The organism is Lacisediminihabitans sp. H27-G8, from assembly GCF_046156175.1.
Lineage (GTDB): Bacteria > Actinomycetota > Actinomycetes > Actinomycetales > Microbacteriaceae > Lacisediminihabitans.
In genome coordinates this window covers 75,947-100,915 of record NZ_JAYLVL010000001.1, presented here as the reverse complement: position 1 = coordinate 100,915, position 24,969 = coordinate 75,947, and the positions used below count along the sequence as shown (strand labels likewise).

General features: G+C 67.8%; 27 protein-coding genes. 15 read left to right on the top strand and 12 right to left on the bottom strand.

Going from position 1 to position 24,969, the window contains the following annotated elements; genetic code table 11:
- The first annotated feature begins 54 nt into the window (after positions 1 to 54).
- Positions 55 to 882 (top strand): SDR family oxidoreductase, encoded by an 828-nt coding sequence (locus VLI63_RS00485; protein WP_409154960.1) that lies wholly within the window; start codon positions 55 to 57, stop codon positions 880 to 882.
- 9 nt (positions 883 to 891) lie between these two features.
- Positions 892 to 2,133 carry an amidohydrolase gene (locus VLI63_RS00480; protein ID WP_409154959.1) on the top strand — a complete coding sequence of 414 codons (1,242 nt, stop codon included), beginning with the start codon at positions 892 to 894 and terminating at the stop codon, positions 2,131 to 2,133.
- Here VLI63_RS00480 and VLI63_RS00475 read toward each other — a convergent pair.
- On the bottom strand, positions 2,115 to 3,854 hold the full coding sequence (locus VLI63_RS00475; RefSeq protein ID WP_409155751.1) for a gamma-glutamyltransferase family protein: 1,740 nt from the start codon (positions 3,852 to 3,854) through the stop codon (positions 2,115 to 2,117). The two genes, VLI63_RS00480 and VLI63_RS00475, sit on opposite strands and share 19 nt — an antisense overlap.
- Positions 3,855 to 4,001: 147 nt before the next feature.
- Here VLI63_RS00475 and VLI63_RS00470 point away from each other — a divergent pair, with 147 nt between their 5' ends.
- From VLI63_RS00470 to VLI63_RS00455, 4 genes are all read left to right on the top strand, one after another.
- Positions 4,002 to 4,403, top strand: a complete 402-nt coding sequence (locus VLI63_RS00470; protein ID WP_409154958.1) for a DUF2834 domain-containing protein — start codon at positions 4,002 to 4,004, stop codon at positions 4,401 to 4,403.
- Positions 4,404 to 4,407: 4 nt separating this feature from the next.
- On the top strand, positions 4,408 to 4,965 hold the full coding sequence (locus VLI63_RS00465) for a DUF4287 domain-containing protein (RefSeq protein ID WP_409154957.1): 558 nt from the start codon (positions 4,408 to 4,410) through the stop codon (positions 4,963 to 4,965).
- Between the two features lie 46 nt (positions 4,966 to 5,011).
- Positions 5,012 to 6,151 (top strand): cation:proton antiporter, encoded by a 1,140-nt coding sequence (locus VLI63_RS00460; RefSeq protein WP_409154956.1) that lies wholly within the window; start codon positions 5,012 to 5,014, stop codon positions 6,149 to 6,151.
- Between the two features lie 142 nt (positions 6,152 to 6,293).
- On the top strand, positions 6,294 to 7,016 hold the full coding sequence (locus tag VLI63_RS00455; RefSeq protein ID WP_409154955.1) for a Pr6Pr family membrane protein: 723 nt from the start codon (positions 6,294 to 6,296) through the stop codon (positions 7,014 to 7,016).
- Here the strand turns inward: VLI63_RS00455 and VLI63_RS00450 are convergent.
- Both VLI63_RS00450 and VLI63_RS00445 read right to left on the bottom strand, forming a co-directional pair.
- A complete protein-coding gene (locus tag VLI63_RS00450) occupies positions 6,955 to 8,352 on the bottom strand; it encodes an FAD-dependent oxidoreductase (RefSeq protein WP_409154954.1) in 1,398 nt (465 codons plus the stop codon). The genes VLI63_RS00455 and VLI63_RS00450 overlap by 62 nt on opposite strands.
- Positions 8,353 to 8,399: 47 nt before the next feature.
- Complete coding sequence (locus VLI63_RS00445; protein WP_409155750.1) at positions 8,400 to 9,077, bottom strand: Pr6Pr family membrane protein; 678 nt, start codon at positions 9,075 to 9,077, stop codon at positions 8,400 to 8,402.
- A 141-nt stretch (positions 9,078 to 9,218) separates the two neighbouring features.
- Here VLI63_RS00445 and VLI63_RS00440 point away from each other — a divergent pair, with 141 nt between their 5' ends.
- Positions 9,219 to 9,719 carry an 8-oxo-dGTP diphosphatase gene (locus VLI63_RS00440; protein WP_409154953.1) on the top strand — a complete coding sequence of 167 codons (501 nt, stop codon included), beginning with the start codon at positions 9,219 to 9,221 and terminating at the stop codon, positions 9,717 to 9,719.
- On the opposite strand, the gene pcp is transcribed toward VLI63_RS00440, so the two are convergent.
- Genes pcp through VLI63_RS00425 form a run of 3 tightly spaced genes read right to left on the bottom strand, consistent with a single transcriptional unit; the run spans position 9,697 to position 11,071 of the window.
- Positions 9,697 to 10,344: a pyroglutamyl-peptidase I gene (gene pcp, locus VLI63_RS00435; protein ID WP_409154952.1), complete on the bottom strand. Its 648-nt coding sequence runs from the start codon at positions 10,342 to 10,344 to the stop codon at positions 9,697 to 9,699. The genes VLI63_RS00440 and pcp overlap by 23 nt on opposite strands.
- Positions 10,344 to 10,787 (bottom strand): hypothetical protein, encoded by a 444-nt coding sequence (locus VLI63_RS00430; RefSeq protein ID WP_409154951.1) that lies wholly within the window; start codon positions 10,785 to 10,787, stop codon positions 10,344 to 10,346. The genes pcp and VLI63_RS00430 overlap by 1 nt, the downstream gene beginning before the upstream one ends.
- Positions 10,784 to 11,071: a mycoredoxin gene (locus tag VLI63_RS00425; RefSeq protein ID WP_409154950.1), complete on the bottom strand. Its 288-nt coding sequence runs from the start codon at positions 11,069 to 11,071 to the stop codon at positions 10,784 to 10,786. The genes VLI63_RS00430 and VLI63_RS00425 overlap by 4 nt, the downstream gene beginning before the upstream one ends.
- A 187-nt stretch (positions 11,072 to 11,258) precedes the next feature.
- Between VLI63_RS00425 and VLI63_RS00420 the strand changes: the two genes are divergently transcribed.
- The gene (locus VLI63_RS00420; protein ID WP_409154949.1) at positions 11,259 to 11,666 is read left to right on the top strand and encodes a hypothetical protein; all 408 of its coding nucleotides are present in this window, start codon (positions 11,259 to 11,261) and stop codon (positions 11,664 to 11,666) included.
- A gap of 42 nt (positions 11,667 to 11,708) precedes the next feature.
- Here VLI63_RS00420 and VLI63_RS00415 read toward each other — a convergent pair whose 3' ends face one another.
- Positions 11,709 to 12,062, bottom strand: a complete 354-nt coding sequence (locus tag VLI63_RS00415; RefSeq protein WP_409154948.1) for a hypothetical protein — start codon at positions 12,060 to 12,062, stop codon at positions 11,709 to 11,711.
- Between the two features lie 209 nt (positions 12,063 to 12,271).
- Between VLI63_RS00415 and VLI63_RS00410 the strand changes: the two genes are divergently transcribed.
- The gene (locus VLI63_RS00410; RefSeq protein WP_409154947.1) at positions 12,272 to 13,075 is read left to right on the top strand and encodes a DUF4433 domain-containing protein; all 804 of its coding nucleotides are present in this window, start codon (positions 12,272 to 12,274) and stop codon (positions 13,073 to 13,075) included.
- 40 nt (positions 13,076 to 13,115) lie between these two features.
- Positions 13,116 to 13,889: a DUF429 domain-containing protein gene (locus tag VLI63_RS00405; RefSeq protein ID WP_409154946.1), complete on the top strand. Its 774-nt coding sequence runs from the start codon at positions 13,116 to 13,118 to the stop codon at positions 13,887 to 13,889.
- Between the two features lie 22 nt (positions 13,890 to 13,911).
- Here VLI63_RS00405 and VLI63_RS00400 read toward each other — a convergent pair whose 3' ends face one another.
- Entirely contained in the window at positions 13,912 to 15,234 is a 1,323-nt protein-coding gene (locus VLI63_RS00400) for a GNAT family N-acetyltransferase (protein WP_409154945.1), read from the bottom strand.
- A gap of 71 nt (positions 15,235 to 15,305) precedes the next feature.
- Here VLI63_RS00400 and VLI63_RS00395 point away from each other — a divergent pair, with 71 nt between their 5' ends.
- Positions 15,306 to 16,634, top strand: coding sequence for a M18 family aminopeptidase (locus VLI63_RS00395; RefSeq protein ID WP_409154944.1), 1,329 nt, complete (start codon positions 15,306 to 15,308; stop codon positions 16,632 to 16,634).
- Positions 16,635 to 16,641: 7 nt separating this feature from the next.
- On the opposite strand, the gene VLI63_RS00390 is transcribed toward VLI63_RS00395, so the two are convergent.
- On the bottom strand, positions 16,642 to 19,887 hold the full coding sequence (locus tag VLI63_RS00390; protein WP_409154943.1) for an SNF2-related protein: 3,246 nt from the start codon (positions 19,885 to 19,887) through the stop codon (positions 16,642 to 16,644).
- Positions 19,888 to 19,956: 69 nt separating this feature from the next.
- Between VLI63_RS00390 and VLI63_RS00385 the strand changes: the two genes are divergently transcribed.
- Complete coding sequence (locus VLI63_RS00385) at positions 19,957 to 20,247, top strand: putative quinol monooxygenase (RefSeq protein ID WP_409154942.1); 291 nt, start codon at positions 19,957 to 19,959, stop codon at positions 20,245 to 20,247.
- Between the two features lie 54 nt (positions 20,248 to 20,301).
- On the opposite strand, the gene VLI63_RS00380 is transcribed toward VLI63_RS00385, so the two are convergent.
- From VLI63_RS00380 to VLI63_RS00370, 3 genes are all read right to left on the bottom strand, one after another.
- Positions 20,302 to 21,612 carry a threonine/serine exporter ThrE family protein gene (locus VLI63_RS00380; RefSeq protein WP_409154941.1) on the bottom strand — a complete coding sequence of 437 codons (1,311 nt, stop codon included), beginning with the start codon at positions 21,610 to 21,612 and terminating at the stop codon, positions 20,302 to 20,304.
- A 66-nt stretch (positions 21,613 to 21,678) separates the two neighbouring features.
- Complete coding sequence (locus VLI63_RS00375) at positions 21,679 to 22,323, bottom strand: histidine phosphatase family protein (RefSeq protein ID WP_409154940.1); 645 nt, start codon at positions 22,321 to 22,323, stop codon at positions 21,679 to 21,681.
- Between the two features lie 13 nt (positions 22,324 to 22,336).
- Positions 22,337 to 22,675, bottom strand: coding sequence for a tryptophan synthase subunit alpha (locus tag VLI63_RS00370; protein ID WP_409154939.1), 339 nt, complete (start codon positions 22,673 to 22,675; stop codon positions 22,337 to 22,339).
- Between the two features lie 57 nt (positions 22,676 to 22,732).
- Between VLI63_RS00370 and VLI63_RS00365 the strand changes: the two genes are divergently transcribed.
- The 3 genes from VLI63_RS00365 (at position 22,733) to VLI63_RS00355 (ending at position 24,897) form a co-directional block, all read left to right on the top strand.
- Positions 22,733 to 23,077 (top strand): MmcQ/YjbR family DNA-binding protein, encoded by a 345-nt coding sequence (locus VLI63_RS00365; protein ID WP_409154938.1) that lies wholly within the window; start codon positions 22,733 to 22,735, stop codon positions 23,075 to 23,077.
- Positions 23,074 to 23,805, top strand: a complete 732-nt coding sequence (locus VLI63_RS00360; protein ID WP_409154937.1) for an EI24 domain-containing protein — start codon at positions 23,074 to 23,076, stop codon at positions 23,803 to 23,805. Before VLI63_RS00365 ends, VLI63_RS00360 begins: the two co-directional genes overlap by 4 nt.
- 90 nt (positions 23,806 to 23,895) lie before the next feature.
- The gene (locus VLI63_RS00355) at positions 23,896 to 24,897 is read left to right on the top strand and encodes an LLM class flavin-dependent oxidoreductase (protein ID WP_409154936.1); all 1,002 of its coding nucleotides are present in this window, start codon (positions 23,896 to 23,898) and stop codon (positions 24,895 to 24,897) included.
- Positions 24,898 to 24,969 lie beyond the last annotated feature (72 nt).

Genomic DNA, 24,969 nt, shown 5'->3' with positions numbered 1-24,969 from the left:
CCTCAGACGCGAAACCGGGAGGCTACTCCCACATTCGCTGGTTAGCGTGGAGGGATGACAGTCATCGCGATCACCGGTTCCACCGGGCATGTCGGCGGCCTCGTGGCCCGACAGCTCGCCGATCTCACCCCTACGCTCGTAGTTCGGGATGCCGCGAAGGCTCCGTCGATCGCCGGATCGCCGGTGGTGGTGACCGACTACGGGGACGCCTCGAACGCGGTGCGCGCTCTCGAGGGCATCGACGTGCTGTTCATGGTCTCCGCCGCCGAGTCGAAGTTCCGGCGCGTGCAGCACCGCACCTTCATCGAGGCCGCGGCCGCCGCCGGAGTGCACCACATCGTCTACACCTCGTTCTTCGGCGCCGACCCCCAGGCCGTCTTCACCCTCGGGCGCGATCACGCCGACGCCGAAACGGCGATCCGCGGAAGTGGAATGCAGTTCACACTTCTGCGGGACAACTTCTATTCCGACCTGCTTCCGTTCTTCGCAGATGATTCCGGAGTCATCCGCGGGCCGGCCGGAGAGGGTCGGGTGTCGGCGGTGGCCCGGGCCGATGTCGCTGACGTCGCCACCCGAATCCTTCGCGCCCCCGATGACCACGCCGGAGTCACGTACGAGTTGACCGGACCCGAAGCGCTCACTCTCGACGAGGTCGCCACCCGCGCGGGTGCCGCCATCGGACGAGACCTCAGGTATGCCGCCGAGACGCTGCCGGAGGCCTACGAATCGCGGTCCCACTATGGGGCGGAACAGTGGCAGCTCGATGCCTGGGTCAGCACGTACACGGCCATCGCCGATGGCGAGACCGAACGGGTCACGGACCATGTCGAGCGCGTCACCGGACGTCCTGCGCGCAGCATCGAAGAGGCACTCGCGGGTTAGCGTGGAGGCATGACTCCTTCTCGACCCAGCACCGTCGTCGCCATCACCGGCGGCTATGTCGTGCCCGTCTCATCCGACCCGATCGAGAACGGCACGGTACTCATTGAAGATGGCGTGATCATCGAGGTCGGTGCGCACGTGCGCATTCCGAAGGACGCGGTGATCATCCCCGCCGATGGCACCTGGGTGTTGCCCGGCTTCATCGAATCGCACGGGCATGTCGGGATCCACGAGGAGGCGAACGGTCCGGCGGGCAACGACACCAACGAGATGACCAATCCCAACATGGCTGCGGCGCGGGCGATCGATGCCATCGACATCGAGGACGAGGGCTTCCGGGACGCCCTCAGCGGCGGCATCACCAGCGTTGTCGTCAAGCCCGGCAGCGGTAACCCGATCGGCGGCCAGACCGTCGCCATGAAGACCTGGGGTGGTCGCACGATCGACGAACAGGTGATCAGCGACTCCGTGAGCGTGAAGTCGGCACTGGGCGAGAACCCGAAGCGGGTATACGGCCACAAAGACAAGACGCCGGCCACCCGCATGGGCGTGGCCCTGGTGATCCGCCAGGCCTTCGAGGACGCCCGGTTCTATGCCGCCCAGCGCGCCAACGCCGCCGACAACGGTGAACCCTTCAAGAAGGACCTCTGGCTCGACACGCTCGCCCGCGTACTCGACGGGGAGCTGGCCTGGGACCAGCACACGCACCGTCATGACGACCTCGCCACCGCCATCCGCCTCGCCGACGAGTTCGGGTACCGGCTCGTGGTCAATCATGGGACCGAGGCCCACAAGATCGCCGACATCCTCGCCGAACGCGGTATCCCGGTGATCTTCGGCCCGATGTTCACCTCCCGATCGAAGGTGGAGTTGAAAGATCGCGCGATCGCCAACCTTGCCACGATCGCGGCGGCCGGTGTGACCGTGGCGATCACCACGGACCACCCGGTAGTGCCCATCAACTTCCTCGTGCACCAGGCCTCGCTCGCGGTGAAGGAGGGGCTGCCCCGGGATGTCGCACTCCAGGCACTCACCGTGAATCCGGCGTCGATCCTCGGTCTAGATTCGCGGGTCGGATCGCTTTCTCCGGGGCTGGACGGGGACGTGGTGCTGTGGTCCGGTGATCCACTCGACATCAATTCCCGGGCCGAGCGTGTGCTCATCGGCGGGGTGACGGTCTACGAGTGGGACGAGACAACCCATCGCGGTATCACCGTCGAGCGCGGCGGCAATCACCGGCCCGCTGCGTAGCCCTGCGCCCCACGGGGGTTGGCCGCGGCCGTGAGCAGCCCGGTGGCCGGATCTCTGCCCACTGACGAGAGCCTGCCGAGACTCCAGTCGCCCGAGACGGTGACGGCGTGCCCGCGCTGACGAAGCTCGTCGATGACGGCCGCCCCCAGGCGTCCTTCGACGACCGCGCCCGCCGGCTCCCAGGTGCGCGGCCAGAAGGATTCGGGGAAGGAGGTGGTGTGGAACGTCGGCGCATCGATCGCCTCCTGCGCCGTGTAGCCGCCGACGAGGGTGCGCAGGAGGTAGAGCAACTGCCACTGGTCCTGCTGGTCGCCTCCGGGTGTTCCCAGGGCGGCGATCGGATGACCGTCACGAAAGAGCATCGTGGGGGTGAGGGTGGTGCGCGGGCGACGACCGGGCACGAGGGCGGAGGGCGCGGCCGGGTCGAGCCACATCATCTGCAGGCGGCTACCGAGGCAGAAACCGAGTTCGGGAATGGTGGGGGAGGACTGGAGCCAGCCTCCCGAGGGAGTCACCGAGATCATGTTGCCCCAGCGATCAACGACATCGATGTGGCAGGTGTCGCCGGCGGTCACCCCGGCGGGGGATACCGTCGGTTCGCCGCTGCCGGCGAACCCCGTGATTTCGACGCGCTCGACGGCGCTGCGGAGGGGAGGCCGGTATGCCGTCACGCCGGGAACCACTCCGGGGCGGAATTCGCGAGAGGCACCCTCAGCGATGAGGGCGCGTCGCTGTGCCGCGTACTCCGCCGAGAGCAGGTGCGTGAGCGGCACCTCCACGTCGCCGTAGTAGGCCTCCCGGTCGGCGAGGCTGAGCTTCTGGGCCTCGATGATCGTGTGGGCGCCCACGGCGGTGGAGGGGTCGAGCTGAGCGCCGTCGAACCCGTCGAGAATGGCAAGGGACTGGAGTAGGGCAGGACCCTGGCCCCACGCTCCCGATTTCGCCACCGTGACACCGCGGAATTCGAGGGTGGTCGCCGGCTCGTAGCTCGCTCGGAAGTCCGCGAAGTCCTGTTCGTCGATGACGCCCGCGTGATCGGTGCCGGAGGAATGCCGGTGCGGCTCGCGCGCGAATCGTGCGGCGGCCGAGGCGACGAACCCGCTGCTCCAGGCCCGGCGAGCGGCATCGATGCGCGCCTCGCGGGAGTCGGCGTCGCTGCCGGCAGCCACCAAACGGTCGAGGGTGTCGGCGTAGGCGCGATTGGTGAAGAGTTCGTCCTTGCCGGGAAGCCGGCCATCGGGCATCCAGAGCGCAGCCGAGCTCGGCCAGTGGCTCTCGAAGAGTTCGGAGACCGCGGCGATGGTCGACCTCACTCTGCCGAGAAGCGGATGCCCGTCCCGGGCATAGTCGCGGGCGAAGGCGAGCACCTCGCCCAGCTCCCACGTGCCGTGATCCCTGAGGAGCAGCAGCCAGGCGTCGACGGCACCCGGCACCGCTGCGGCGAGTGCCCCGGCCCCGGGAACCAGATCGAGTCCCTCGGCGCGGTAGTGCTCGATCGTCGCGTTTCGCGGCGCTGGCCCTTGCCCCATCAGGACCACCGGTTCGGAGGGGCGGAGGGCGGTGGCGAAGATCCCCACGAGATCACCGCCGGGCCCGTTCAGGTGCGGTTCGACGATGTGGAGCACGAACGCCCCCGCTGCGGCGGCATCGAAGGCGTTGCCCCCGCGTTCCAGCACCGCCTGGGCGGAGGCGGTCGCGGTCCAGTGGGTGGAGGCCACCATTCCGAACGTGCCCTGCAGTGTGGGGCGGGTGGTTTCGGGGGCAGGTGGGGTGAAGGGGGTCGCAGAAGTCACAGTCTGCAAATTCTAGGCGCGAGCGATGAGAGTCGACGGGGTGCGGATGCCAGCACCAGCGGCCATCATGGGTGGATGACACCTCCAGCCGGCACCGGGTCACCCCGCAGCGGCATCACCCAGCACTGGACCCCCCTCGCCGTGATCTATCTCGTTCTCGCGATCATCGGCCTGATCGGCACCTGGAGTTTCAATATCTCCGCGATCGTGCAGGTTCGCGATTTCGTGGGCGACTGGGTCAGCAGCGGTCCGGCCGTGTCGTCGCTCACCGTCGACCTGCTGATCGCTGCGGTCGCCGGCAGCATCCTCATCATCGTGGAGTCCCGGCGGCTCGGACTCCGGGGTGGCTGGATCTATGTCGTCCTCGCCGGCATCACCGCCTTCGCGTTCGTCTTCCCCCTGTTCCTGGCCATGCGCGAACGAACGATCACCCGGCGCTCGGTTGTCGGCGTGCGCCCGCCCGACCCGGGGGAGTGACGCCATGACCTTCCAGGCGTATCTGGACACCATCAAGGCGAAGACGGGTCTCGACCCCGAGGACTTCCGACCACTCGCACGCGACAAGGGCTTGCTCGAGCCCGGGGTCACCGCTGGCCAGATCAAGAGCTGGTTGAAGACGGATTTCGACCTCGGGCCGGGTCACGCGATGGCGCTCATCTCGATCCTCACCCCGAACGGTCGAGCTTCGGGAAGCTCCGACGACAGGATCGACGCGATCTTCGCGGGAGCCAAGGCCCACTGGCGCCAGTTCGCGGACATGCTCATCGAGGCATTGCGGGGGTCCGGGCGGGATCTCAGCCTCGCGCCAACCAACACCTACCTCAGCCTGGTCTCCGACGGTCGCAAGTTCGCAATCCTGCTCCCCACTGCCGCGCGTCTCGACATCGGGATCAAGCGGAAGGGCGTGGCCCCGACAGAGCGTTTCGAGGCGGCCAGATCGTGGAACACGATGGTCACCCATCGTGTCCGCGTCGATGACGACTCTGGACCGGATCCCGAGCTGCTCGACTGGTTGCGCCAGGCACATTCCGGCACCTGATGCGGGCCGCAACCGCTCCGCACGTGCGGCAGGTTAGCCTGACGCCATGAGCTTCTCCCTGCTCGCCCTCGTCGTGCTCGTCGGGCTTCTCGGCCCGCTGCTCGCGGGTCGCGAGTCCTGGCACCTGCCCGGCGTGGTGGGTGAACTGCTCGGGGGACTGCTGGTCGGGGCATCCGGTCTTCGTCTGCTCGACTCGAAGGAGCCGACGTTCACACTGCTCGCCAACGTCGGTTTCGCCCTCGTCATGTTCGTCGTCGGTTCACACGTGCCCATTCGCGAGGGAACGATTCGGCGGGCGCTCGGCAGGGGGTCGCTCGGAGCGGTACTGGTCGGTCTGGTCGCCGCTCTCGCCGGAATCGGGCTCGCTGCCCTGTTCGGTACGGGGCACGCCGCCCTCTACGGGGTGGTGATCGCCTCGTCATCCGCCGCGCTGGTGCTGCCGATCGTCGGCTCGCTGAAGCTCGGGGACACGACCCAGCTCGTCGCGCAGGTGGCGATCGCGGATGCCGCCTGCATCATCGCTCTCCCCCTGGCGATCGACCCCGCACGGGCGCTCACGACGGGAATCGGCGCGATCGCCGTCGTGGCCGCGGCGGTGATCCTCTTCTTCGCGTTGCGCGCACTGGACCGCAATGGCCTGCGCAAGCGAGTGCGTCGCCTCTCCGAGCGTCGCAAGTTCGCGCTCGAACTGCGCATCAACCTGCTCCTGCTCTTCGGTCTCGCCGCGCTCGCCCAATTCGCACAGGTGTCGGTGCTCCTCGCGGGATTCCTGCTCGGGCTCGTGGTGGCGGCGATCGGCGAGCCGCGACGGCTCGCCCGTCAGCTCTTCGGCATCACCGAGGGATTCTTCGGACCACTGTTCTTCGTCTGGCTCGGCGCGTCGATAAGCCTCTCCGATCTCGGAAGTCATCCCGGCATGATCCTGCTGGGTGGGTGCCTCGGAGCCGCCGCGATTCTCAGCCATCTCTCCGCCCGGTTGGTCTCCCAGCCCCTGTTGCTCGGTGTGGTTGCTGCGGGGCAACTCGGGGTTCCGATCGCCGCAGCGGCTCTCGGCAACCAACTCCGGCTTCTGCAGCCGGGAGAGGATGCCGCACTGCTGCTCGGTGCCCTGCTCACGATCACGGCAACGACAGTGGCCGCGAGCGTCCGCGCGCGGCGGCAGCAGCACACCGCAATCGCGAGCTGACCCCCGTCGTGCGCCCTCCCTCCCGATTCCGGAGTCGCTCTCGGCGTGCGGGGCGGACGGGTCGACGTGCTGAGACTTCGTAGACTGCAGGGTGCGGTCGAGTCCAGTTTTCCCTGGGACCGCGGCGGAGGTGGACAGCACGGTGAAGCTACGGGCGACATTCGGCGCCCTCCGGCTGCTCATGGCGGCGGTCTGCCTGGTGGCCCTCGTTTCCCGCTTCCTCTGGGGACTCGGGTCGGCGACCTTCACTCCAGGCAACTTCTTCGCCTACCTCACCATCCAGAGCAGCATGCTTTTCCTGGTCGTGACGATCATCGCCGCCGTCGTCTCGCTTCGGGGGCAGGATGATGCGCCCTGGCTGGACCTGGCGCGGGCAACCGTGCTCAGCTGCACGGTGTCGTGCGGCATCATCTTCGCGCTGATCATCGAGCAGTCGGGGGAGCGAGGTTTCCGCATCGACGTGCCCTGGTCCGACGTGGTGTTGCATTTCGTGCTGCCGGCAGTGGCCGTTCTGGACTGGATCATCGGCCCGGGGCGCGGCATCGCCCCGTGGCGCAGCATCGCCATCGTGCTCGTCTTCATGCTGGGCTGGGGGCTGGTCACGCTCGCGCGAGGACCCATCGTGGGCTGGTACCCCTATTTCTTCCTCGACCCGGCCCAGCTGGCCAACGTCGCACAGTTCTTCTACTTCGGCTCGATCGCCGTACTGCTGTTCGGGGGCATCTCGACCGCGCTTGTGGCGGTGAGTCGCACCATGCCGCTCGGTGAGCGCTGGACGGCACGCTGGGAGGCGCGCGCGGCGCTCACGCCTCCGCGAACGGAGCGAGGGACGCCAGAACGGATTCCAGAAGGTCGTCGTCGCTGAGTTTCACCACGCGTCGAGCCGCCTTGCCTCCGACTATTCCCACCAGGACGGGTTCGCCGGTGATCGCCTGGAGGTTGACCCAGTCCGTGATGTCGCTCTCGGTGCCGACGAGGCTCCAGACCGCCGCATCCGTCGACCAGAACGGCTTGTCGAATCTCAACCAGACGGTCTCCACCGCGCCCATCCCGAGGGCGGCGATGGCGGATCGGTGGGGGAATGGCAGCAGGGGGTCGAAGGCCACAGCATTCTTCTTGAGCACTCCGAGCGGCACCGTGACGATGACGCGGTCCACCGTGAGGGATTCGCCCGTACCGAGTTTGAGACTCACCGACGAATCGCTGTAGGAGACGCCGAGCACCGCTGTGGACAGGGACACCCGGACACCGTCGAGAGCATCGGTGATGAGCCCCGAGTACCCGCCGGTGACGATCCTGTCGCGGGGCGGTAGGTCCGCGAGGCCGTACCAGGTGGAGAGTTCCGAGGCGCTCGCTCCCGTCACCCCGGCGAGAGTCGCCAGCGCGGTGTCGAGCAGATCACTTCCGGCGAGTCCCTCCACGGTGGTGCCGGCCGCTGTCGCCACTGCCCCCGAACCATCGAGCGCCGCGGTGAGACTCGGGTCGACGAGCTGGGCTTCGGCCCAGGTCTGAGCGGTGACGAGTGCCGGGCCCCCGACCGTGTTGTCCGCGGTGTGTCCATCCACTCCCTGGGCACGAAGACCGGTGAGCGGGTTCGACTCGATGCCGAGCGCGGCGAGACGCGAGAGCAGCGACTGGTCGGCCACTTCGCCGAGCCGCCACGCACCGAGCTCGACACTGAGCGGCCAGGACTTCGGCGTGCGGGTGTCGATGCGCCCGCCGACACGATCCCGCGCTTCCAGCACGATGACGTCGACGCCGCGTCGCACGAGCGCACGAGCGGCTTCGGTGCCGGCGGCGCCGGCGCCGATGACCGCCACCTTCTCGCCGGCTGACACGATCCCCAGTAACTCGGAGGCGACTCTCGCCCCGGACTGCTGGGCCCCGAGCACCGTTCCGGCACGGTCGGCAGAGGTGGCCTCCCCGGCGAAGAAGACCCGTCCGCCGACCGGCTGGGATAAATCATCCCGATGCTGCGGGGTCGCACCGGGCGAGAGGAAACTCTGAGAGCCGCGCGCGAAGGGATCCGTCGACCACGCACTCCGTTCGATGCCGGAGGGCCGAGGCACCGGGGAGGACGGAGTGGGGGAAGGCGTCGGGGACGTCGTCGGACGAGGGGATTCTTCGACGCACGCGGTCACCACGAGCAGGGAGAGTCCTGACCCTGCACCGAGGAGGAAACTGCGGCGGCTGAACGACATCTCAGCGCCACTGTACTCGGAACACCGGGGGGCGACCGACGTGCGCCTCAGGGCGCGGCGCGGTCAGCCCTCGCCGTGAGGCGCGCAAAACCGATGGCGGCCGACGCCACCGCCACGATGAACGCGGCGATCCCGATGACGTAGACGAGAAGGCTCGGGATGCCACCGGGACCTGTCGGCTCGAGGAAGGGGTAGGGATACCAGCCGGTGATCGCGCCGCGGATCATGGTGAAAGCCAGCCAGGCGAGCGGATAAGAGATGACGAGCCAGAGTCGCTTCCACGGTACCCGGGCGCGCCCCGGAGCCAGCAACCAGTCGAGCAGGATGAAGATGGGCACCCAGACGTGCATGACCTCGTTGCACCAGCGCGGCGGTTCGTAGCTGCCATCGCCCGGGATGTTGCGTAGCAGCACGTTGTAGACCAGCCCGGTGATCACCGCGTAGGAGAGGATGGCGACCCGCACGCTGGTGAACAGCTCGGTGTCCCGCGGAACACGAAGGGCGACACTGCCACCGACCAGCAGCACCACGACATTCATCATGCTGGACTCGATGGTGAAGTAACTGAAGTACTCCCCGGGTTTGAACGAGTCGTGGAGCAGGTCCGCGGTCACCTGGGTGACGAGCGCGGCGAGCACGAGCAGCCCGACGGCGATGCGCAGGAACCCGAATATTCGGCGCAGGGCAGCAGCATCGGTGCGCACCGGGGAATCGACAACAGACATCTTCGTCACGGTTTCACCATAATGGCTCGCCGCTCCGCGCACGAACCACGCGTTCGGTCCGGTGCCGCCCGCAGTCTCGGCCGCGCATCCCCGCTCTCCCGTGCCCTCGAACAGGCTATCCGCGGCCCTTATGCTTGCCGGATGCCATTGCCTGAGGTCTGCGTCTGCTATCTGCTTCGGCAGGGAGCGCGGGGTGAGGAAGTGCTGCTCGGCCGCAAGAAGTTCGGGCTGGGTGAGGGCAATCTCGTCGGGCCCGGCGGAAAGATCGAACCGGGGGAGACTCCCGAGCAGGCGATCAGGCGAGAGGTCGCGGAGGAGACGTCGATCGAACTCGGCCGAGTCGAACTCGTCGGCGAGCTGACCTACCCGTTCCCGTTCAAGCCGGCCTGGAGCCAACGCTCGTGGGTGTTCGTCGGCCGGGAGTGGCGCGGCGATGCCCGGGAGTCCGACGAGCTGGTGCCCGAGTGGTTTCCGGTGGCCGAGATCCCGACCGGGCGCATGTGGGATGACGCCCGGTACTGGGTGCAGGACGCCCTGGCCGGTCACTTCGTGAAGGCCACCTTCGAGTTCGGCGCAAACCTGCGCACCGTGTCGTCCTCCGACCACCCGGCATTCCCGATCAGTGCTCCGCGCCGCCCCTGATCCGTTCGAGGGATTCCGGTTCTAAGCAGACCTCGATCGCCAGTTCCAGTGCCCGCGCGATGCTCTCGAGCTGAACACTCGGATGCGCAGTTCCCACCGCGAGCTCGGGCGAGCACGGCACGTGGATGAAACCGGCGCGGACGTCGGTGCCCGCGACGGTGCGCATCAGGCTGTACATCACGGCGTTGCAGACGAAGGTTCCCGCCGTCTGCGAGAGGGTGGACGGAATCCCTTCGGCAGCCAGCCGCGCGACTATCGCCTTGACCGGCAATCCGCTGAAGTACGCGGCGGGCCCGGCCTCATCGACCGGTTCATCGAGCGGCTGAGCGCCGGCATTGTCGGGAATCCGTGCATCGGCCAGGTTGATTGCGAGTCGCTCGGGGGTGATGGCGGGGCGCCCGTTGGCGAGGCCGGTGGCTATGACCAACTCGGGATGGTGCTGAGCGATGAGACTCCCGAGCAGCTGCGGAGCGGCGTCGAAGACGACCGGCAGCACCGCGGTGACGAGCCGGATCGGCGAGCTCCACCGGGACGCGACGAGTGCGACCGCGTCCCCGGAGCTGTTCGATGCAGCGCCGTCGAAGGCCTCGAAGCCGGTGAGAAGGATGGTCGAGAGTTCGGGCATCACAACAGCACCCGCTTGTAGGACCGTCCGTCGTCGAGGGTCACGGTCGTCGCAATGAGGGTTCCCCGGCTGATGCGCAGGTACACCGCCTGCGCCGTCACCCCGAGGATGCGTGCGGCGTCGGCGACGGACTCTCCGGGAAGTCCCGTCGGCACGCTGCTCGGGCGCGCGGAGCGTTTGCGCCCGGCGGCCAGTCGCTCGGCGATCTGTTCGTCAGATCCCTGCCAGCCCCACTTGGCGGCTGCGACTCCGAGGCCCGCGGCATCCGCTACCCGGTCCCAGCCCTCGCCGGAGTCGAGGGAGTCCCGCACCGCCCGCAGCTGAGCGGGATCCCGCTCGAGCGCGAGAGATGCCTGCCGCACCGCCCGAAGACGATCGAGGGGCTCAGTCGCGGTCTCCAGCGAATCGAGGGAACGCCGGGACTCGTCGGAGAGAAAGCTCATCGACCCGCGGAAGCCGCATCCATCAGGCGAGCCTGCACTGTCGCGAGCGAGGGATTCGTGGCGGTCGATCCGTCGGGGAAGACGAGGGTTGGCACGGTCTGGTTGCCACCGTTCACCTCGGCGACGAGCTCGGCCGTTCCGTCCACCTCTTCGATGTTCACCTCGGTGTAGGGCACGCCCGCGCGCTCGAGCTGGCCCTTGAGGTTGCGGCAGTAGCCGCACCACGTGGTGGAGAACATCAGGACGGAACCTGCGGGGGGCGTGAATTCGGCGCGAGTGGGCATACCTCGAGCCTACGACCCTCGAAGCTGGGGTGCCTGGGCCGGCTGTCCTGACGTCTGACCCGGGGAAGTCACAGCGCCGGGAGGGACAGACAACGGCATCCCCGAGGCGTAGGTTGGAGCCGATCGGGCCGTTACTCAGCACCGCCGGACCCTCCGACGCGAGTCAGCCCAGGGTGGACTGAAAACGATGTCGAACACCGCGATGCAGATGATGGAAATGCACTCCGACGCCATGCAGGGCATGGACATGGGGGCGATGCAGGAATGCATCGAAGCCTGCTCGGCCTGCGAGCAGGCTTGCACGATGTGCGCCGGCTCGATGGCCATGTCAGCGGAGATGGCGATGTGTGCGGCCATGTGCCAGAACTCTGCCGATATGGCGAACACCATGATGCGCATGATGCTCCGCCCGAACGGCATGAACGGGCCGGCGATGATGGCGATGCTTCAGGCCATGGTGGTGGCCGGCATGAGCTGCGCCGACGAGTGCGAGGCGATGGCCGGGATGAGCGCCGACTGCGCGATGTGCGCCGAGGTCTGCCGCCAGTGCGCGATGGCCTGCCAGAAGATGATGGACTCGATGCTCGCAGCCTAGAAATCGGGCGACACAGCGCAGTCTCCGCGGATGTGTGCTGAGTCAGCGCGGTGCGCGCAGCACGCTCACCCGGGTCGAGCCGACGGCGAGCGTGTCGTACAGCTCGTGGAGAGCGACCGGCTCGCCGATCGAGACGACCGAGCTCAGGTCGTCATGATTCCAGACCCACACGGCGTCGGGCTGGTCGAGGAGTGCCACGGCGAGCCAGCTTCCACCGATCGCGCCGATGGATGACACGTGCACGACGAGTCCGTCGCGCCACTTGCTCGGTGTCGCGGCGGTGACCCGGTCACGGATCGCGGAAACGGCGTGGCCCGCGACCGCCGACGTGCAGGCTGTGCCGGGGGCGTGAGTGCACAGCATGGTCGCGGTCACCGGTGGTGTGGTACTCGACATGCTGGCCTCCTGCCCGGGGATTCGGATTCTTCGCTTCTTTCCCCCGAGAGTAGGTTCCGGGGGAAGGGATGTCATCCCGCTGCGTAACGCGACGAAACATAGCCGAAGGCTCGACTTGCTAGCAGTGGTGCACCACCGGCACCAAACCTGCGTAACGTTGTCTCTGGAGTGCGCCAACCACGGACTTCGCGCAAATGAGAGGTTCTGCTGTGGCCGAATGTATTCACGGACTCGAAGCGGGCCTGTGCGACCAGTGCTTCCCCAAGGCCGTTCCCGTGCTCGAAGTGGTCACAGCGGCAGGCCAGCGCAACGCGCGGGCCAAGGCAGCGGTGACGCGTCGAGCAGCATCGGCAGCCTCGAAGACTGTCGAAAGCGTGAGTGACCAGCGCATCTATCACCTCACCCACATTCGCAATCTCGCCGGCATCCTCTCGTCGGGGGCGATCCTCGCCGATAGCAACGAGACCTTCACCGGGCGCCCTGAGGTGGACCTCTCTTCGCCCGAGACCCGGGAATCGCGACGCGCGACAGCCGTGTCCGGCCTCGGCAGTGCGAATGTGGCCGAATTCGTGCCATTCTTCCTCGTGCCGAACTCCACGATGTGGGAGGACATCCGCTCGGACTCCGTCGACCCACGCCTCTCTCCGGAAGCGCGGGGAGCGGTTGCCGCCGACTTCGTGCTGCTCGTGAGCACGGTGAAGCATGCGACGGAGCACACGGACGACGGCGCCATAGTCGTGACCGACGGCGACGCCGCCCACGTGCTCACCCGCTTCGCCGCCTCCACCGAGTCGAGCGAACGGATGCTGCGGCGCCTGCGCGCCGACGACAACGCCGAGACCATCGTGGAGGCCGAGCTCCTGGTCAAGGACAGCTTGCCCTTCGAACTGGTGACGCTGGTCGGGGTCGCCAACGATCGCGCGCGGGAAGAGGTGCGCGCGATCCTCAAATCGTCGGAGTACAGCCCGAAGGTCTCGGTCTACCCGCCCTGGTTCCAGAAGCCAGAGGCCTGAGCCCCACGCGCCGGCACAATCGGGGACTGAGCGGGGCACCGTGCTGACCGCCGGCGTCGACCTTGCCGCCGAGCCGCGGGGAACCGCGCTCGCCGTCATCGACTGGTCGGAGGACTCCGCCCGCGTCGTCGAACTCGAACTCGGAGTCGGTGACGACCGGATCGTGGAGATCGCACCGACCGTGGCATCCCTCGGCATCGATTGCGCCTTCGGCTGGCCCGACGACTTCGTCTCGTTCATCACCCGGCACTCCGCGGGCGAGCCCCTCCAGCGCTTCGCCGCGGAGAGTTCCGGATCGGGCATGGAGTGGCGACGACGGCTCGCCTATCGCGAGACCGATCGCGCTGCTCGCGAGCGCACCGGGCGCTGGCCGCTGAGCGTCGCCACCGACCGTCTCGGGCTCACCGCCATGCACTGTGCCGCGCTGCTCGACGCCCTGGCCGGGGTGCTTGGCCCCATCGACCGGGCGGCGGGAGGCGTCGCGGCCGAGGTCTACCCTTCGGCCACGCTGCGACTGTGGGGTTTTTCCACCGTCGGCTACAAGACGGATGCCGCCGTGCGCACGGTATTGCTCGATGCGATCGTCGAACGCGCGCCGTGGCTCGATCTCGCGCCGGTGGCCGCTGTCATGACCGCCTCCGATGATGTCTTCGACGCGGTCATCGCGGCCCTCGCCGCCCGCGCCCACGCCCTCGGGCGCTGGCACCGGCCGCCGCCCGAGTCCATCGAGCGCGCCGGTCGGGAGGGCTGGATCGTGCTGCCCTCTGTGGACCTCGCCGAGCTGGGTCCAGCCGCTGGTGCTGCTCCGGCCTAGACCGTCAGGGATTCCCCGGCGCTCAGAACCAGATGCTGAGCCACGGCGTGACCGGCGATCGGAACGAGGCATCGAGGGATGCGGCCGAGCCCGGTCGCAGTTCGGTGATCCGCCCGGCCCGGGCCAGGGTGACGGCGGAAACACCGCCGAGGTACAGAGCCCCGAGGTCGTCGACCGTGAGCGCGATGGCGGCGGCGTCATCCGGAGCCTCGGTGTCGAGGTGCTCGACGGTCGCGCTGCCGTCGGCCGCGACGGTGAGAAGGAACAGTCCGTCGGCGAAGCCGAGATCATCACTGACATCGAGCACGAAGACACCGGCGGCGCTGTAACGCCGGGCCGAGAGCGCGACCGGCACATCCAGGACGCGCGTCCACAGGTGTTCGCGCACCCCGTTGCGCTTCACGGCACGGGGATCGGAGACCTGCCAGAGGAGTGGTTCGTCGAAGGTGCGCAACGGCGCAGAGATCGAGGAGACGAGATCCATCTCGAGCAGGAACCGCCAGAGCCCGGCGTAGGCCTCATCGGTGGCGGACACGAGGAAGGCGAGGTCGAGCCGGTGCTTGGTGAAGTCGTCGCCCGCTTCGACCACCCGGTACGCGGCGAAACCCTGCAGCTCGCCCTCGTCATCGTCGAATCGCACGACGCGGAGGCCCCTCGCCGATTCGGGATCACCGTCGATGCCGAGAAGCCGTTCCCACAGGATGTCGGCGAACTCGACCTGGCCCGGGGTGCGCAGCCGCACCCGTTGCACCAGTTCGTAGCCGTCGCGCAGCAGCGTCTCCGGCTCGACGAAGCCGAGGGAGCCGGATGTCTCCGGCCCGATCCACCGCGCGCGTGTCGTGTCGATGGTCCAGTCGGCGCTCATGACCGAGGGTCCGAATCCGTAGCGGCGGTAGATCGTGGCCTCGGTCACGGTGAGGATCGCCACGGGCACATCGAGGGAAACGGCCGTGCGCAGTTCGGCTTCGAGCATGGCGCGCGCGATTCCCCGACGACGATGCGTTGGCGAGACGGTGACGGCGCTCACGGCCCAGGCGGGGATGCTCGTTTCGCCCGGCACGGTGAGGTCCATCACCCAGGTGCTCACGGTGGCGACCGGCGACGCGGGATCCGCTGCATCGGGATCCCAGACCCCGGTGGTGCGATGGTGCGCGATGTGGGGGAGCTGAACGTCGAGCTTCTCCTGCGACATGCGCGTGCCGTGAAAACCGCGGTTCTCCGCCTGAACCCAGGTGGTGAGCGCCTCACGGTCGGCGGTGTCGACGAGCGAGAAGTCGAGGCCCTGAGCGGCGAGACGTTCGGCGGACAGGGCATCGATCGGGGCTTCGGCATATTCGTAGGTCACTGTTCGAGGGTAGCGGGCTGCACGCACCGGCGTGCGGGGTTGCGACGGGGCGCGCGTGCTTGAATGAGCAGATGACCGCCTCGCCCGTTGCCCCCACGCCGGCGGGTCGTTCCACCGCCGATTCAGCCCTCACCCACCTCGCCGACCTCGCCGCCTTCGTGCAGGCGTCCCCCTCGTCATTCCACGCCGTCGCAGAGGCCGCCCGCCGGTTGTCCTCCGCCGGTTTCACGGCGCTGGAGGAATCCGAGGACTGGCCGGTTGCCGCTGGCCGATATTTCGTGGTGCGGGACGGGGCCATCGTGGCCTGGATCACGCCGGACGGCGCCGGGCCGACCAGTCCGTACCGCATCGTCGGCGCCCATACCGACTCTCCGGGTTTCGTTCTCAAGCCCAAGCCCACCACGGCGGCGCACGGCTGGCTGCAGCCGGGAGTCGAGGTCTATGGCGGCCCGCTCTACAACTCCTGGCTCGATCGGGAGCTCGAATTCGCCGGACGGCTCGTGTTCGACGACGGCACCACCGAACTGGTGCGCACCGGGCCGTTCCTCCGGTTCCCGCAACTGGCGGTTCACCTCGATCGCGGGGTCAACAGCGAAGGACTCACCCTCAATCCGCAGCAACACCTCAACCCCGTGATCGGAGTGGGCGCGCTAGCGGACACGGATATCGTCGCCCACCTCGCCGGCCTCGCCGGCCGCGCCGGCAGGCACGTTGTCGGCTACGACATCGTGACCGCCGATACCGCGGCACCCCGCGTCTTCGGGCTCGACGGCACACTGTTCGCTTCCGGCCGACTGGACAACCTCTCCTCCGTTCACGCCGGACTGGTGGCACTCCTGGCTGTCGCGGGGGAGCCGGCTCGAGCCGCAACGGCCCCTTCGATCGCGGTCTTCGCGGCATTCGACCACGAGGAAGTGGGGAGCGAAACCCGATCGGGCGCCGCGGGACCGTTCCTCGAGAGCGTGCTGGCCAGAATCGGCAATGCCACCCCTTCGGATCGCGCACGCGCGCACGCGCAATCGTGGTGCCTGTCAGCGGATGCCGGCCATGCGGTGCACCCGAACTATCCGGAACGTCATGACCCGGTGAACCGGCCCCTCGTGAACAGCGGACCACTGCTCAAGATCAACGCGAACAAGCGCTACGCCACCGACGCGCTGGGTGCCGCGGAGTGGGCGCGCAGTTGCCGCCAGGCCGGTGTCGACTACCAGGAGTTCGTGTCGAACAATTCCGTGCCCTGCGGATCGACGATCGGACCGATCACCGCGACGAGACTCGGCATCCGCACCTTCGACGTCGGCATCGCGCTCCTCTCCATGCACTCCGCCCGGGAACTGTGCGGGGTCGAGGATCCCGCGGCACTCGCGTCGGCGATGACGGCGTTCCTGGCCCCGGCCTGAGGCCGGTCTATTCGAGCAGGCCGCGGATGTCGTCGGCGGTGAGCGCGGTGCTGAAGACCGCGTCGTCATCCATCACCGCGTCGAAGAGTCGTGCCTTGCGGTCCCGCAGGGCCATCACCTTCTCCTCGATCGTGCCGGTGGCCACCAGCCGGTAGACGTTCACCGGTCGGGTCTGGCCGATGCGGTGGGTGCGGTCGACGGCCTGGGTCTCGGTGGCGGGATTCCACCACGGGTCGAGCAGGAACACGTAGTCGGCCTCGGTGAGATTGAGTCCGAACCCGCCGGCCTTGAGGCTGATGAGGAACACCGGCGCGTCACCCGACTTGAAGCGCGAGATCACGTCCCCGCGGTGCAGGGTGGTTCCGTCCAGATATTCGTGGGCGATGCCCGCGGCATCCAGCCGGCTCGCCGCTTTTCGGAGGAATGACGTGAACTGGCTGAAGATGAGGGCGCGGTGCCCCTCCGCCACCACATCGTCCAGCTGATCGAACAGCGCGTCGAGTTTCGAGGAGGGGATGTCGGCGTGCGCCTCGTCCACGAGGGACGCGTCGAGGCTCAGCATCCGCAGCAGTGTGAGTGAGCGGAACACGATGAAGCGGTTGCGATCGAGGTCCTCGATCAGGCCGAGCAGCTTCTGGCGTTCTTTCTGCAGCACGGTGTCGTAGAGCTTGCGATGGCGGGGCGCCAACTCGACCTGGAGCACCTGTTCCTGTTTCGCGGGCAATTCGGCGGCGACAAGCTCCTTTGTGCGACGCATCATCAGCGGACGGATGCGACGGCGAAGCTGGGCGATCCGTTGGGCGGCGTGTTCGGTGGACTCACCGGAGGCGATAGGCCGCACGTACTCCTCGGCGAACTTGCGACCGGAGGGGAACAGTCCGGGCGCAACGATGTGAAACAGCGACCAGAGGTCGGTGAGGCTGTTCTCCATCGGAGTGCCCGTGATGGCGAGTTTGAAGGGCACCTGAAGGGAGACGGCGGCCTCGTGCGCCTTCGATGCCGGGTTCTTCACGAACTGGGCTTCGTCGAGCACCAGGCCCGACCATCCGAGTGCCCGGTAGTTGTCGAGGCCGAGACGGAACAGCGCATAGGAGGTCACGATGATGTCGGCGCCGTCCGCCAGCTTGGCCAGCGACTGCCGGGTGGTGGAGACGCCGCGAACGGCCAGCGAGGGAACGAAACGGGCGGCCTCCGCCAGCCAGTTCGACACGACAGACGTGGGGGCGACCACCAGGAACGGCTCACCCGGCGCTTCCGCCCGGGCGTGGGCGATGAGCGAGAGCGCCTGAAGGGTCTTTCCGAGACCCATGTCGTCAGCGAGGATGCCACCGAGCCGCTGCCGCCAGAGAAAGGCGAGCCAGTCGAAACCCTCCTTCTGGTAGGGACGGAGACTGGCGTCGACGCTCGCCGGCACGGGAGTGGACTCGACCGAATCGATCGCGAGAAGACCCTGCGCGGACTCCCGCCACGCCTGCGCTTCGACGGTCTCATCGGCGAGATCCTCGAACTCCGACCAGAGGCTGGCCTGGTACCGGCTGATCCGCACGCCGGTCTCCCACTCGGCCATGGCCGATGCCTCGTCGATGAGCCTCTTCAGCTCTTCGAACACCGGCTGATCGAGCGAGAGATAGGAATTGTCGACAAGCAGCACCTTCGAGCTGCCCTTCGACAACGCGGTGAAGACCTTGGTGAATGGCACGTCCCGACCGTCGATGTGGATGTACACGCCGAGGTCGAACCAGTCGCTGGTGTCGGTGGCGACAGTCGTGAAGGTCAGTTTCGGGATGCCGGTGAGCTCCCGATAGTCGGGGCGCGTCCCCACGGAGTCGATCCTCACTCCCTCCACCGCGCCGAGCGTCGGCAGCACCCGATCGACGAACTCGGCCGCGGCGAGACCGCGCAGCGTGTCATCCGAGAGGGTGCCGAGAACGCGCTGGACGCGCTCGAGCACCCGATGCTCGGTGGCGAAGTCCCGGTCATCGGCGCCGCGAAGCGACTTGCGAAGTCCGGAATAGTCCCAGTCCCACCCGATCTTCACCGTCTGTTTCGGCTGGTAGGCGATCGTGAGCACGAGTACCGGTGGGCTCAGCTTCGGCAGCGCGACCGAGGCATCAGCACTGGCCACGCTGATCGTGCGACTCAGTCTCGGGTAGTAGTCGCGCAGGAACTCGTCCACGTCGGAGGCCGGAACGACGACGGGATCGACCGCCCCGAGCAGCGCGCGCTGCTCGTCGACGAGCGGGGTGGATGTCGCGGCCAGGACGAATCTCGGCCGCGGGTCGAACTCCCACACGTAGACCCCGTGGTCGCCGATCGGACCGGCGGCGGCGGCCGGATGCGGCTCCCCGTCCACCCTCAGGATCGGTGAGAGGCTCAGATCCCCGTCGAGCCGGGCATCGATGCTCACCGTGGCGTCGCGCCCGATCGTCACGCTCGTCTCCTTCTTGCCCGTGACCAGCGCGATGTCGCGTGCTTCGGCATCCGCGAGCAATTGCCAGAACAGCGGGCTGTGGAAGTCATCGAGGTAGAGCCAGTCGGGCTCCTGCCCCGTGTAGACCTCGCGGGTCGACCGGTGCAGTGCGGCGAACTGGGCGAACCAGCGCTGCTGCTCTGTCGCGAGTGCGAGGCGATTGGCCTGATACCCCAGGGAATTCCAGGTGACGTTGCCCCGGGTCCAGTTGCCCGTGTCGCTGAGGAGCACCGGCCGCACCCCCAGCCGACGGGTGCCGGTGCTCGATGCGGTTGCGGTCTTCGCGCTGGGGCCGTTCCACTGGCTGCGCGAGCGCGGAATCAACTCCCTCAACTCGAGAAGCAGTCCGATGCGGGCGCTCCGACCCCCGGACGACCCGCTGCGATCGGTGAGAGCGATGACGGCGCTCTTCCAGTCGGCCGGTGTCTCGGCCGCTGTCTCGGCCGGCCCAGCGGCCGTCTTCACGGTAAGTCCGGGGAGCTGCTTGAGCGTGGTGGTGTTGCTCTGCAGCAGCACTGCGGCCACATGCTTGCAGTCGAATCCGACCGGGCAGGAGCAAAGACCACCCGTCGGCTTTCCCGTGGCTGCCGACACGATCGCGCTGCAGCGATAGGGCTGCGGCGCCGACCCGCTCACGGTTCCGCCCACCACCCGGGTCTCCGGGTTCCAACTCACACTGGAGACGAACCCTCCCCGCGAGTACGCCAGTCCACGCTGGAACGAGGCGGGGCCGACGAGTCGCTGGATGTCGGTGATGTCGACCATCGGTGCGGCGTCGGGCATTCGTCCATGGTCTCACGAGGGTGCGACTCAGCCGACGGCGCCATCGGAGCCCGAAATAGAATCGGGGGCATGTTCCTCACCATCGCCCACTACACGATCTCCGCCGGAAACGAGCGGTCAGTGCTCGAGCTGGTCTCCGAACTCGAAGCTGTCAGTCGCGAAGAAGAGGGCTGCATCTCATTCGATGCCTACCTGAAGACCGGTGATTCGCAGCAGCTCGTGTTGCTCGAACGCTACGAGAGTGCTGCGGACTTCGAGTCCCACCGCGCGTCGCCGCACTTCGAGCGACTGGTGCTCGGCCGGATCGTGCCGCTGCTCGCCGCCCGCACCGTGGAGAGTTTCACGCTTCCCGAGGTGTGAACCGCGGCGCGGTGGCCGTCCCGTCTTCGCGGGGGCGCACCGCGGCACGGGCCATCACAACCGCGAGACGCCGCGTCGGGCCAGCCGCGCGAGCCGTCCGGCATCCCGGCTCAGGCTGATTCCCACGATCGCACCCAGCGCGATGGACAGAACCGAGATCCCCGCGGTCATGAGGGTCTGGATGCTCGCCGCGCCTCCCTGTGCGGCGCCACTGAGGCCGATGAAACCGAGCGCCCCTGGCACCAGCAGCCAGAAACACGCGAGCGACATCACCGATGCCGGTGGCGAGGTGCGGAAGTGGCTCGCGAGGCGGGTGAAGGGGGCCACGACGACCGCTCCGACGAAACCGCTCAAGCCCGCCCCGAACGCGACCGCGCCGAGCGCCTGGGCCCCGTAGGTGACGGCGAGGCTCAGGAAGATCCAGACGAGCGCTCCCTTCGGAGCCGACATGAAGAGGGTGAATCCCACCGCCACCAGGGCGACTCCCAGCAGTCCGGCCCACTGCCCGAGAAGCGGTTCGGGCAGGGCGGTCGGCAGGCCACCCACCAGGGTCGTCGCGGCGAAGACTCCGAACGTGAGCAGCAGAAGCTGGGCACCGCCGAACACGAGACGGCTCGCGCCGGCGATCACCTGGTTGTTGGTCAGTTCGATCGCGGCGATCGTCAGCGTGAGACCCGGCAGGAACGAGACGAGGGGCGGCGCGATGATGCGAAGCGGAGCATCCCCGACCACGTGCACGAGCAGAAGGGCGGTCACCAGGGTCACTCCGAATGCGGCGATCACCGGCACCGTTGAACTCAGCCCGGGAAACCTGCGCGCGAGCAACACCAACAGGCCGACGCCGAAGCCGAGCACCGCGTAGACCCAGATGGCCTGGATGGTCGGGTTGATCACCATCCCGAATCCCACGGTGAGGATCACGTGGCCCAGCAGGGCGGCCACCGCGCCGAACCGGGGCGTCGCGGTGCGGATGCGGGCGACCTCGGCCATCGCCTCAGCGGGTGTCACCTCCTTGCGAAGCGCTCGCCCGATCAGGGTCTCGACGGCGCCGGTCTGGTCGAGACGGCCGCCACCCGGACGTGCGGACTCGATTCGCACCTCGCCACCCGCAGTCGTCGACTGCAACATCACATAGGTCGGCAGCACCACGGTTCGCGCATCGTCGAGGCTGTAGACCTTCGCCACTGCACGCAGCGTCTCCTCCACGTCATTGGTGGCCTGGCCGGTCTCGATCATGACGAGCCCCAGGCTCTCGAGCATGCCGAGGATGCTGCGGGCATCCGCATCGTCGGTCGGGACCGTATCGCCCTCTGCGGACTGCTTGAGCAGCCGCGAGGCCTGTCGTTCGAACCAGTCGAATGCCATACGACGATCATCCCGCAAACCGGGCCCCGCTGGTCGAGTAGGTCGCCCCGGCGCCCGGATCGGCGCCTACGAGCGACCGACCGGCTCCCCGGTCGGATCGCCCGCCGCTTCATCCACGAGATCCGGTCCACCGATCGGCGCGCCGGCCCACGACACCAGCGTCCAGCCCGCCTCGGGAGACCCGGCGAGCTCGACCACTCCGGTGTTGTCGAGCTCATGGCTGCCGGCGAAGATCGGGGGCACGTTCGTCGCGCGTCCGGCGGTCCACACCCGGATGGCCGCACCGTGACTGAACACCGCGGCGGTATCCAGGTGCGTCACGGCGGCGATGCCCCGATCGAAGCGCTCGAAGAACGCGTGGCCATCCGTCGCGCCCGGCATCGTGACATCCAGCTCGCCCGATCCCCAGGCGAACGCGGTCTCGAGATACGTGCGAGCGGATGCCTTGTCCGAACGTCCCTCGAGAGCGCCCGCCTCGATCTCGTGCAGTCCGTCGATCACGGTCGCCTCGGCGAAGGGACGCGCGGTGAGTTGGGTGCGCACCAGTGTCGTGGCGAAGACACCATCGATGAGCTGGGTGCTGAGCGCCTCGGCGACAGCGATGGCCTGACGTTCACCGAGAGCGGTGAGACCCGGGCCGGGGTGCGCCGTATCGAGCTGGCCGAGCACATTGGCGGGGGTCTGTCCGTGACGGATGAGCAGCAGTCGCATGATGTTCTCCAGCCTATGGTTCGCGGATGCCGTCGGTCGGCGCCATCGCCCCGTGCCGCCCGAGCAGGCGCCAGACGAGTGTCGTCAGGGGCGGATATTCGAGAGCGATCTGCCGCAGCACCCGGTATTCACGCGTCGGGGAGGGGCGTTGGCCATCATTCGAGGCGATCGCATCAGCACGAAGGAGGTAGACGACGAGTTCGTCTTCGGTCGGCAGCTCTTCCATGAACGCCCAGGGGTCCTCACCCGCAAGCAGACGCTCGTGAATCACGGTCTCGAGTTCCTGTCGGGCCTCGGCCCGCAGCACCTCGAGGCTCACCCGACCACGAAAAGGGGCATGGTTAGACGGCATCGATTCAGCCTAAGCGGGGGTCCCTGAGAGTGCACATCGATGGGTAGGGTCGAAGCCATGACCCCGGATTCCCTGCGCGAATTCTGCCTTTCGTTGCCCCAGGCCACCGAGACCTTCCCGTTCGGCGAAGAGACCTCGGTGTTCAAGACCAGCGGCAACGGCAAGATCTTCGCCCTCTCGGCGCTGGGCTCCGACTCGTTCGACGTGACCCTCAAGTGCGATCCAGAGGAGAGCATCGCTCTGCGGGCGGAGTTCCCCACGATCATCCCCGGCTACCACCTCAACAAGAAGCACTGGATCACGATCCGTCTCGATAATTCGGTCGAGGACGACCTGGTCGAACAGCTGATCTCCTCCAGTCACGCGCTCGTGCGGCCGCGAATCCCGCGGGCTCGCCGGTGAGGTCGTTCTTCTCGGGGATGGGATATCTCGGTCGCGGCCTTCGCCTCTGGATCACTTCACCCCGGCTGATGCTCCTCGGTGCGATCCCCGCAGTCGTCGTCGGCGCCCTCTACGCCACGGGAATCGTGCTCGTCGCGCTCAATCTCGATGCGATCGCCGCCTGGGCGACGCCGTTCGCGCAGGGGTGGACGGAGCCCTGGCGCACTGACATGCGCGTGCTCGGATCGGTTGCGGTGATCGGGGGAGTGGTGTTGCTCGCGGTCTTCACGTTCGCAGCGGTGACCCTGGCCGTTGGCGATCCCTTCTACGAACGGATCTGGCGCGCCACGGAGAAGTCTTTCGCGTCCGATCCCGGCGAAGACGGCATGCCGTGGTGGCGTTCGGTGCTCGGCGGCCTCCGACTCTTCATCACGACCGCACTCCTCGGCCTGCTGCTCTTCGCCGGCGGGCTCATCCCGATCATCGGACAAACCGTGGTGCCCGTGCTCGGTGCGTTCGTCGGCGGCTGGTTTCTCGCGGTCGAGCTCAGCGGATTCGCCTTCGATTCCCGCGGAATAGACCTCGCGGGCCGACGACGGATGCTCGCCGCCCGCCGGTCACGAACCCTGGGGTTCGGGGTGCTGACCTACCTGCTCTTCCTGGTGCCCTTCGCCGCGATCGTGATCATGCCCGCGGCCGTCGCCGGCGCGACCATGCTGGCGCGGGATTCCCTCCCGGTGGTCGAATAGCGCCCGCCACCCGAGGCCGGAACATCCGCCATCGGAGACGAATCGTCCGCGGGCGGGAACGAATCGCCTCCGAGATGCGTTGCCGACAGTATGACCATCCCCCTCTCCATCCTCGATCTCGCTCCGATCGCCCCCGGGCAGAGCGTCCGGGACAGTTTCGCCAGCAGTGTTCGCCTCGCGCAGGCCGCCGAAGCGAACGGCTACACCCGGGTCTGGTATGCCGAGCACCACAACATGCCCACGATCGCGTCATCCGCCACCAGTGTGCTCATCGGCCATGTCGCCGATCACACCTCGACCATCCGACTCGGCTCCGGGGGCGTGATGCTGCCGAACCACTCTCCACTGACGATCGCGGAGCAGTTCGGGACGCTCGCAGAACTCCACCCCGGACGTATCGACCTCGGACTCGGACGCGCACCCGGCAGCGATCAGAACACGGCGCGAGCGATGCGGCGCGACCCCCGGTCGTCGGACCAGTTTCCCGAGGACGTGCTCGAACTTCAGGCCTTCCTGCGCGGCGAGTCGATAGTGCCCGGCGTGCAGGCCGTTCCCGGCGGGGGAACGGATGTGCCGCTCTACATCCTCGGATCTTCGCTCTTCGGCGCCCGACTCGCGGCCGCGCTCGGTTTGCCGTATGCGTTCGCCTCGCATTTCGCCCCCGATGCCCTCCACGAGGCGATGGCGCTCTATCGCAGCGAATTCCGGCCCTCGCGTCAGTTGCAGGAGCCCTACGCGATCGCGGCGGTCAATGTGATCGCCTCGGAAGACGAAGCGGATGCCCGGCTGCAGTTCGAGACCACCCGACGCGCGCGGGTGCGCAGCCTGATCGCCCGTGGACCCTCCGCGATCGACTACACCGACGAACAGATCGATGCCTTCCTCACCACTCCCGAGGGGCGGAACATCGCCAACATGATGCGCTACTCGGCCGTCGGCACCCCCTCGGAGGTACGCAACTTCCTCGGGGAGTTCGCGGCCTCTGTACAGGCGGACGAATTGATGACGGCACACCAGTCGCGGGACATCGAGGACCGGCTCCGCTCGGTGGCGCTCACCGCCGAGGCGATGCTCGCCCTGCCGGTCGAGTAGCGCCGCCCACGGCGCCAATCGAGACCCGCGCATCCTGAAAAGAACTGGCACGAACCATCCGCGGGGCGCACT

Bases quoted from the DNA above. Each gene is read 5' to 3' on its own strand.
- VLI63_RS00390 (WP_409154943.1), bottom strand. From the start codon at position 19,887: ATGCCCGACGCCGCACCGATGGTCGACATCACCGACATCCAGCGACTC.
- VLI63_RS00470 (WP_409154958.1), top strand. From the start codon at position 4,002: ATGACACCTCCAGCCGGCACCGGGTCACCCCGCAGCGGCATCACCCAG.
- VLI63_RS00430 (WP_409154951.1), bottom strand. From the start codon at position 10,787: ATGAGCTTTCTCTCCGACGAGTCCCGGCGTTCCCTCGATTCGCTGGAG.
- VLI63_RS00425 (WP_409154950.1), bottom strand. From the start codon at position 11,071: ATGCCCACTCGCGCCGAATTCACGCCCCCCGCAGGTTCCGTCCTGATG.
- VLI63_RS00385 (WP_409154942.1), top strand. From the start codon at position 19,957: ATGTTCCTCACCATCGCCCACTACACGATCTCCGCCGGAAACGAGCGG.
- VLI63_RS00370 (WP_409154939.1), bottom strand. From the start codon at position 22,675: ATGCCGTCTAACCATGCCCCTTTTCGTGGTCGGGTGAGCCTCGAGGTG.
- VLI63_RS00475 (WP_409155751.1), bottom strand. From the start codon at position 3,854: ATGGTGGCCTCCACCCACTGGACCGCGACCGCCTCCGCCCAGGCGGTG.
- VLI63_RS00485 (WP_409154960.1), top strand. From the start codon at position 55: ATGACAGTCATCGCGATCACCGGTTCCACCGGGCATGTCGGCGGCCTC.
- VLI63_RS00365 (WP_409154938.1), top strand. From the start codon at position 22,733: ATGACCCCGGATTCCCTGCGCGAATTCTGCCTTTCGTTGCCCCAGGCC.
- VLI63_RS00445 (WP_409155750.1), bottom strand. From the start codon at position 9,077: ATGTCTGTTGTCGATTCCCCGGTGCGCACCGATGCTGCTGCCCTGCGC.
- pcp (WP_409154952.1), bottom strand. From the start codon at position 10,344: ATGCCCGAACTCTCGACCATCCTTCTCACCGGCTTCGAGGCCTTCGAC.
- VLI63_RS00355 (WP_409154936.1), top strand. From the start codon at position 23,896: ATGACCATCCCCCTCTCCATCCTCGATCTCGCTCCGATCGCCCCCGGG.
- VLI63_RS00415 (WP_409154948.1), bottom strand. From the start codon at position 12,062: ATGTCGAGTACCACACCACCGGTGACCGCGACCATGCTGTGCACTCAC.
- VLI63_RS00440 (WP_409154953.1), top strand. From the start codon at position 9,219: ATGCCATTGCCTGAGGTCTGCGTCTGCTATCTGCTTCGGCAGGGAGCG.
- VLI63_RS00465 (WP_409154957.1), top strand. From the start codon at position 4,408: ATGACCTTCCAGGCGTATCTGGACACCATCAAGGCGAAGACGGGTCTC.
- VLI63_RS00480 (WP_409154959.1), top strand. From the start codon at position 892: ATGACTCCTTCTCGACCCAGCACCGTCGTCGCCATCACCGGCGGCTAT.
- VLI63_RS00380 (WP_409154941.1), bottom strand. From the start codon at position 21,612: ATGGCATTCGACTGGTTCGAACGACAGGCCTCGCGGCTGCTCAAGCAG.
- VLI63_RS00460 (WP_409154956.1), top strand. From the start codon at position 5,012: ATGAGCTTCTCCCTGCTCGCCCTCGTCGTGCTCGTCGGGCTTCTCGGC.
- VLI63_RS00395 (WP_409154944.1), top strand. From the start codon at position 15,306: ATGACCGCCTCGCCCGTTGCCCCCACGCCGGCGGGTCGTTCCACCGCC.
- VLI63_RS00450 (WP_409154954.1), bottom strand. From the start codon at position 8,352: ATGTCGTTCAGCCGCCGCAGTTTCCTCCTCGGTGCAGGGTCAGGACTC.
- VLI63_RS00375 (WP_409154940.1), bottom strand. From the start codon at position 22,323: ATGCGACTGCTGCTCATCCGTCACGGACAGACCCCCGCCAATGTGCTC.
- VLI63_RS00420 (WP_409154949.1), top strand. From the start codon at position 11,259: ATGTCGAACACCGCGATGCAGATGATGGAAATGCACTCCGACGCCATG.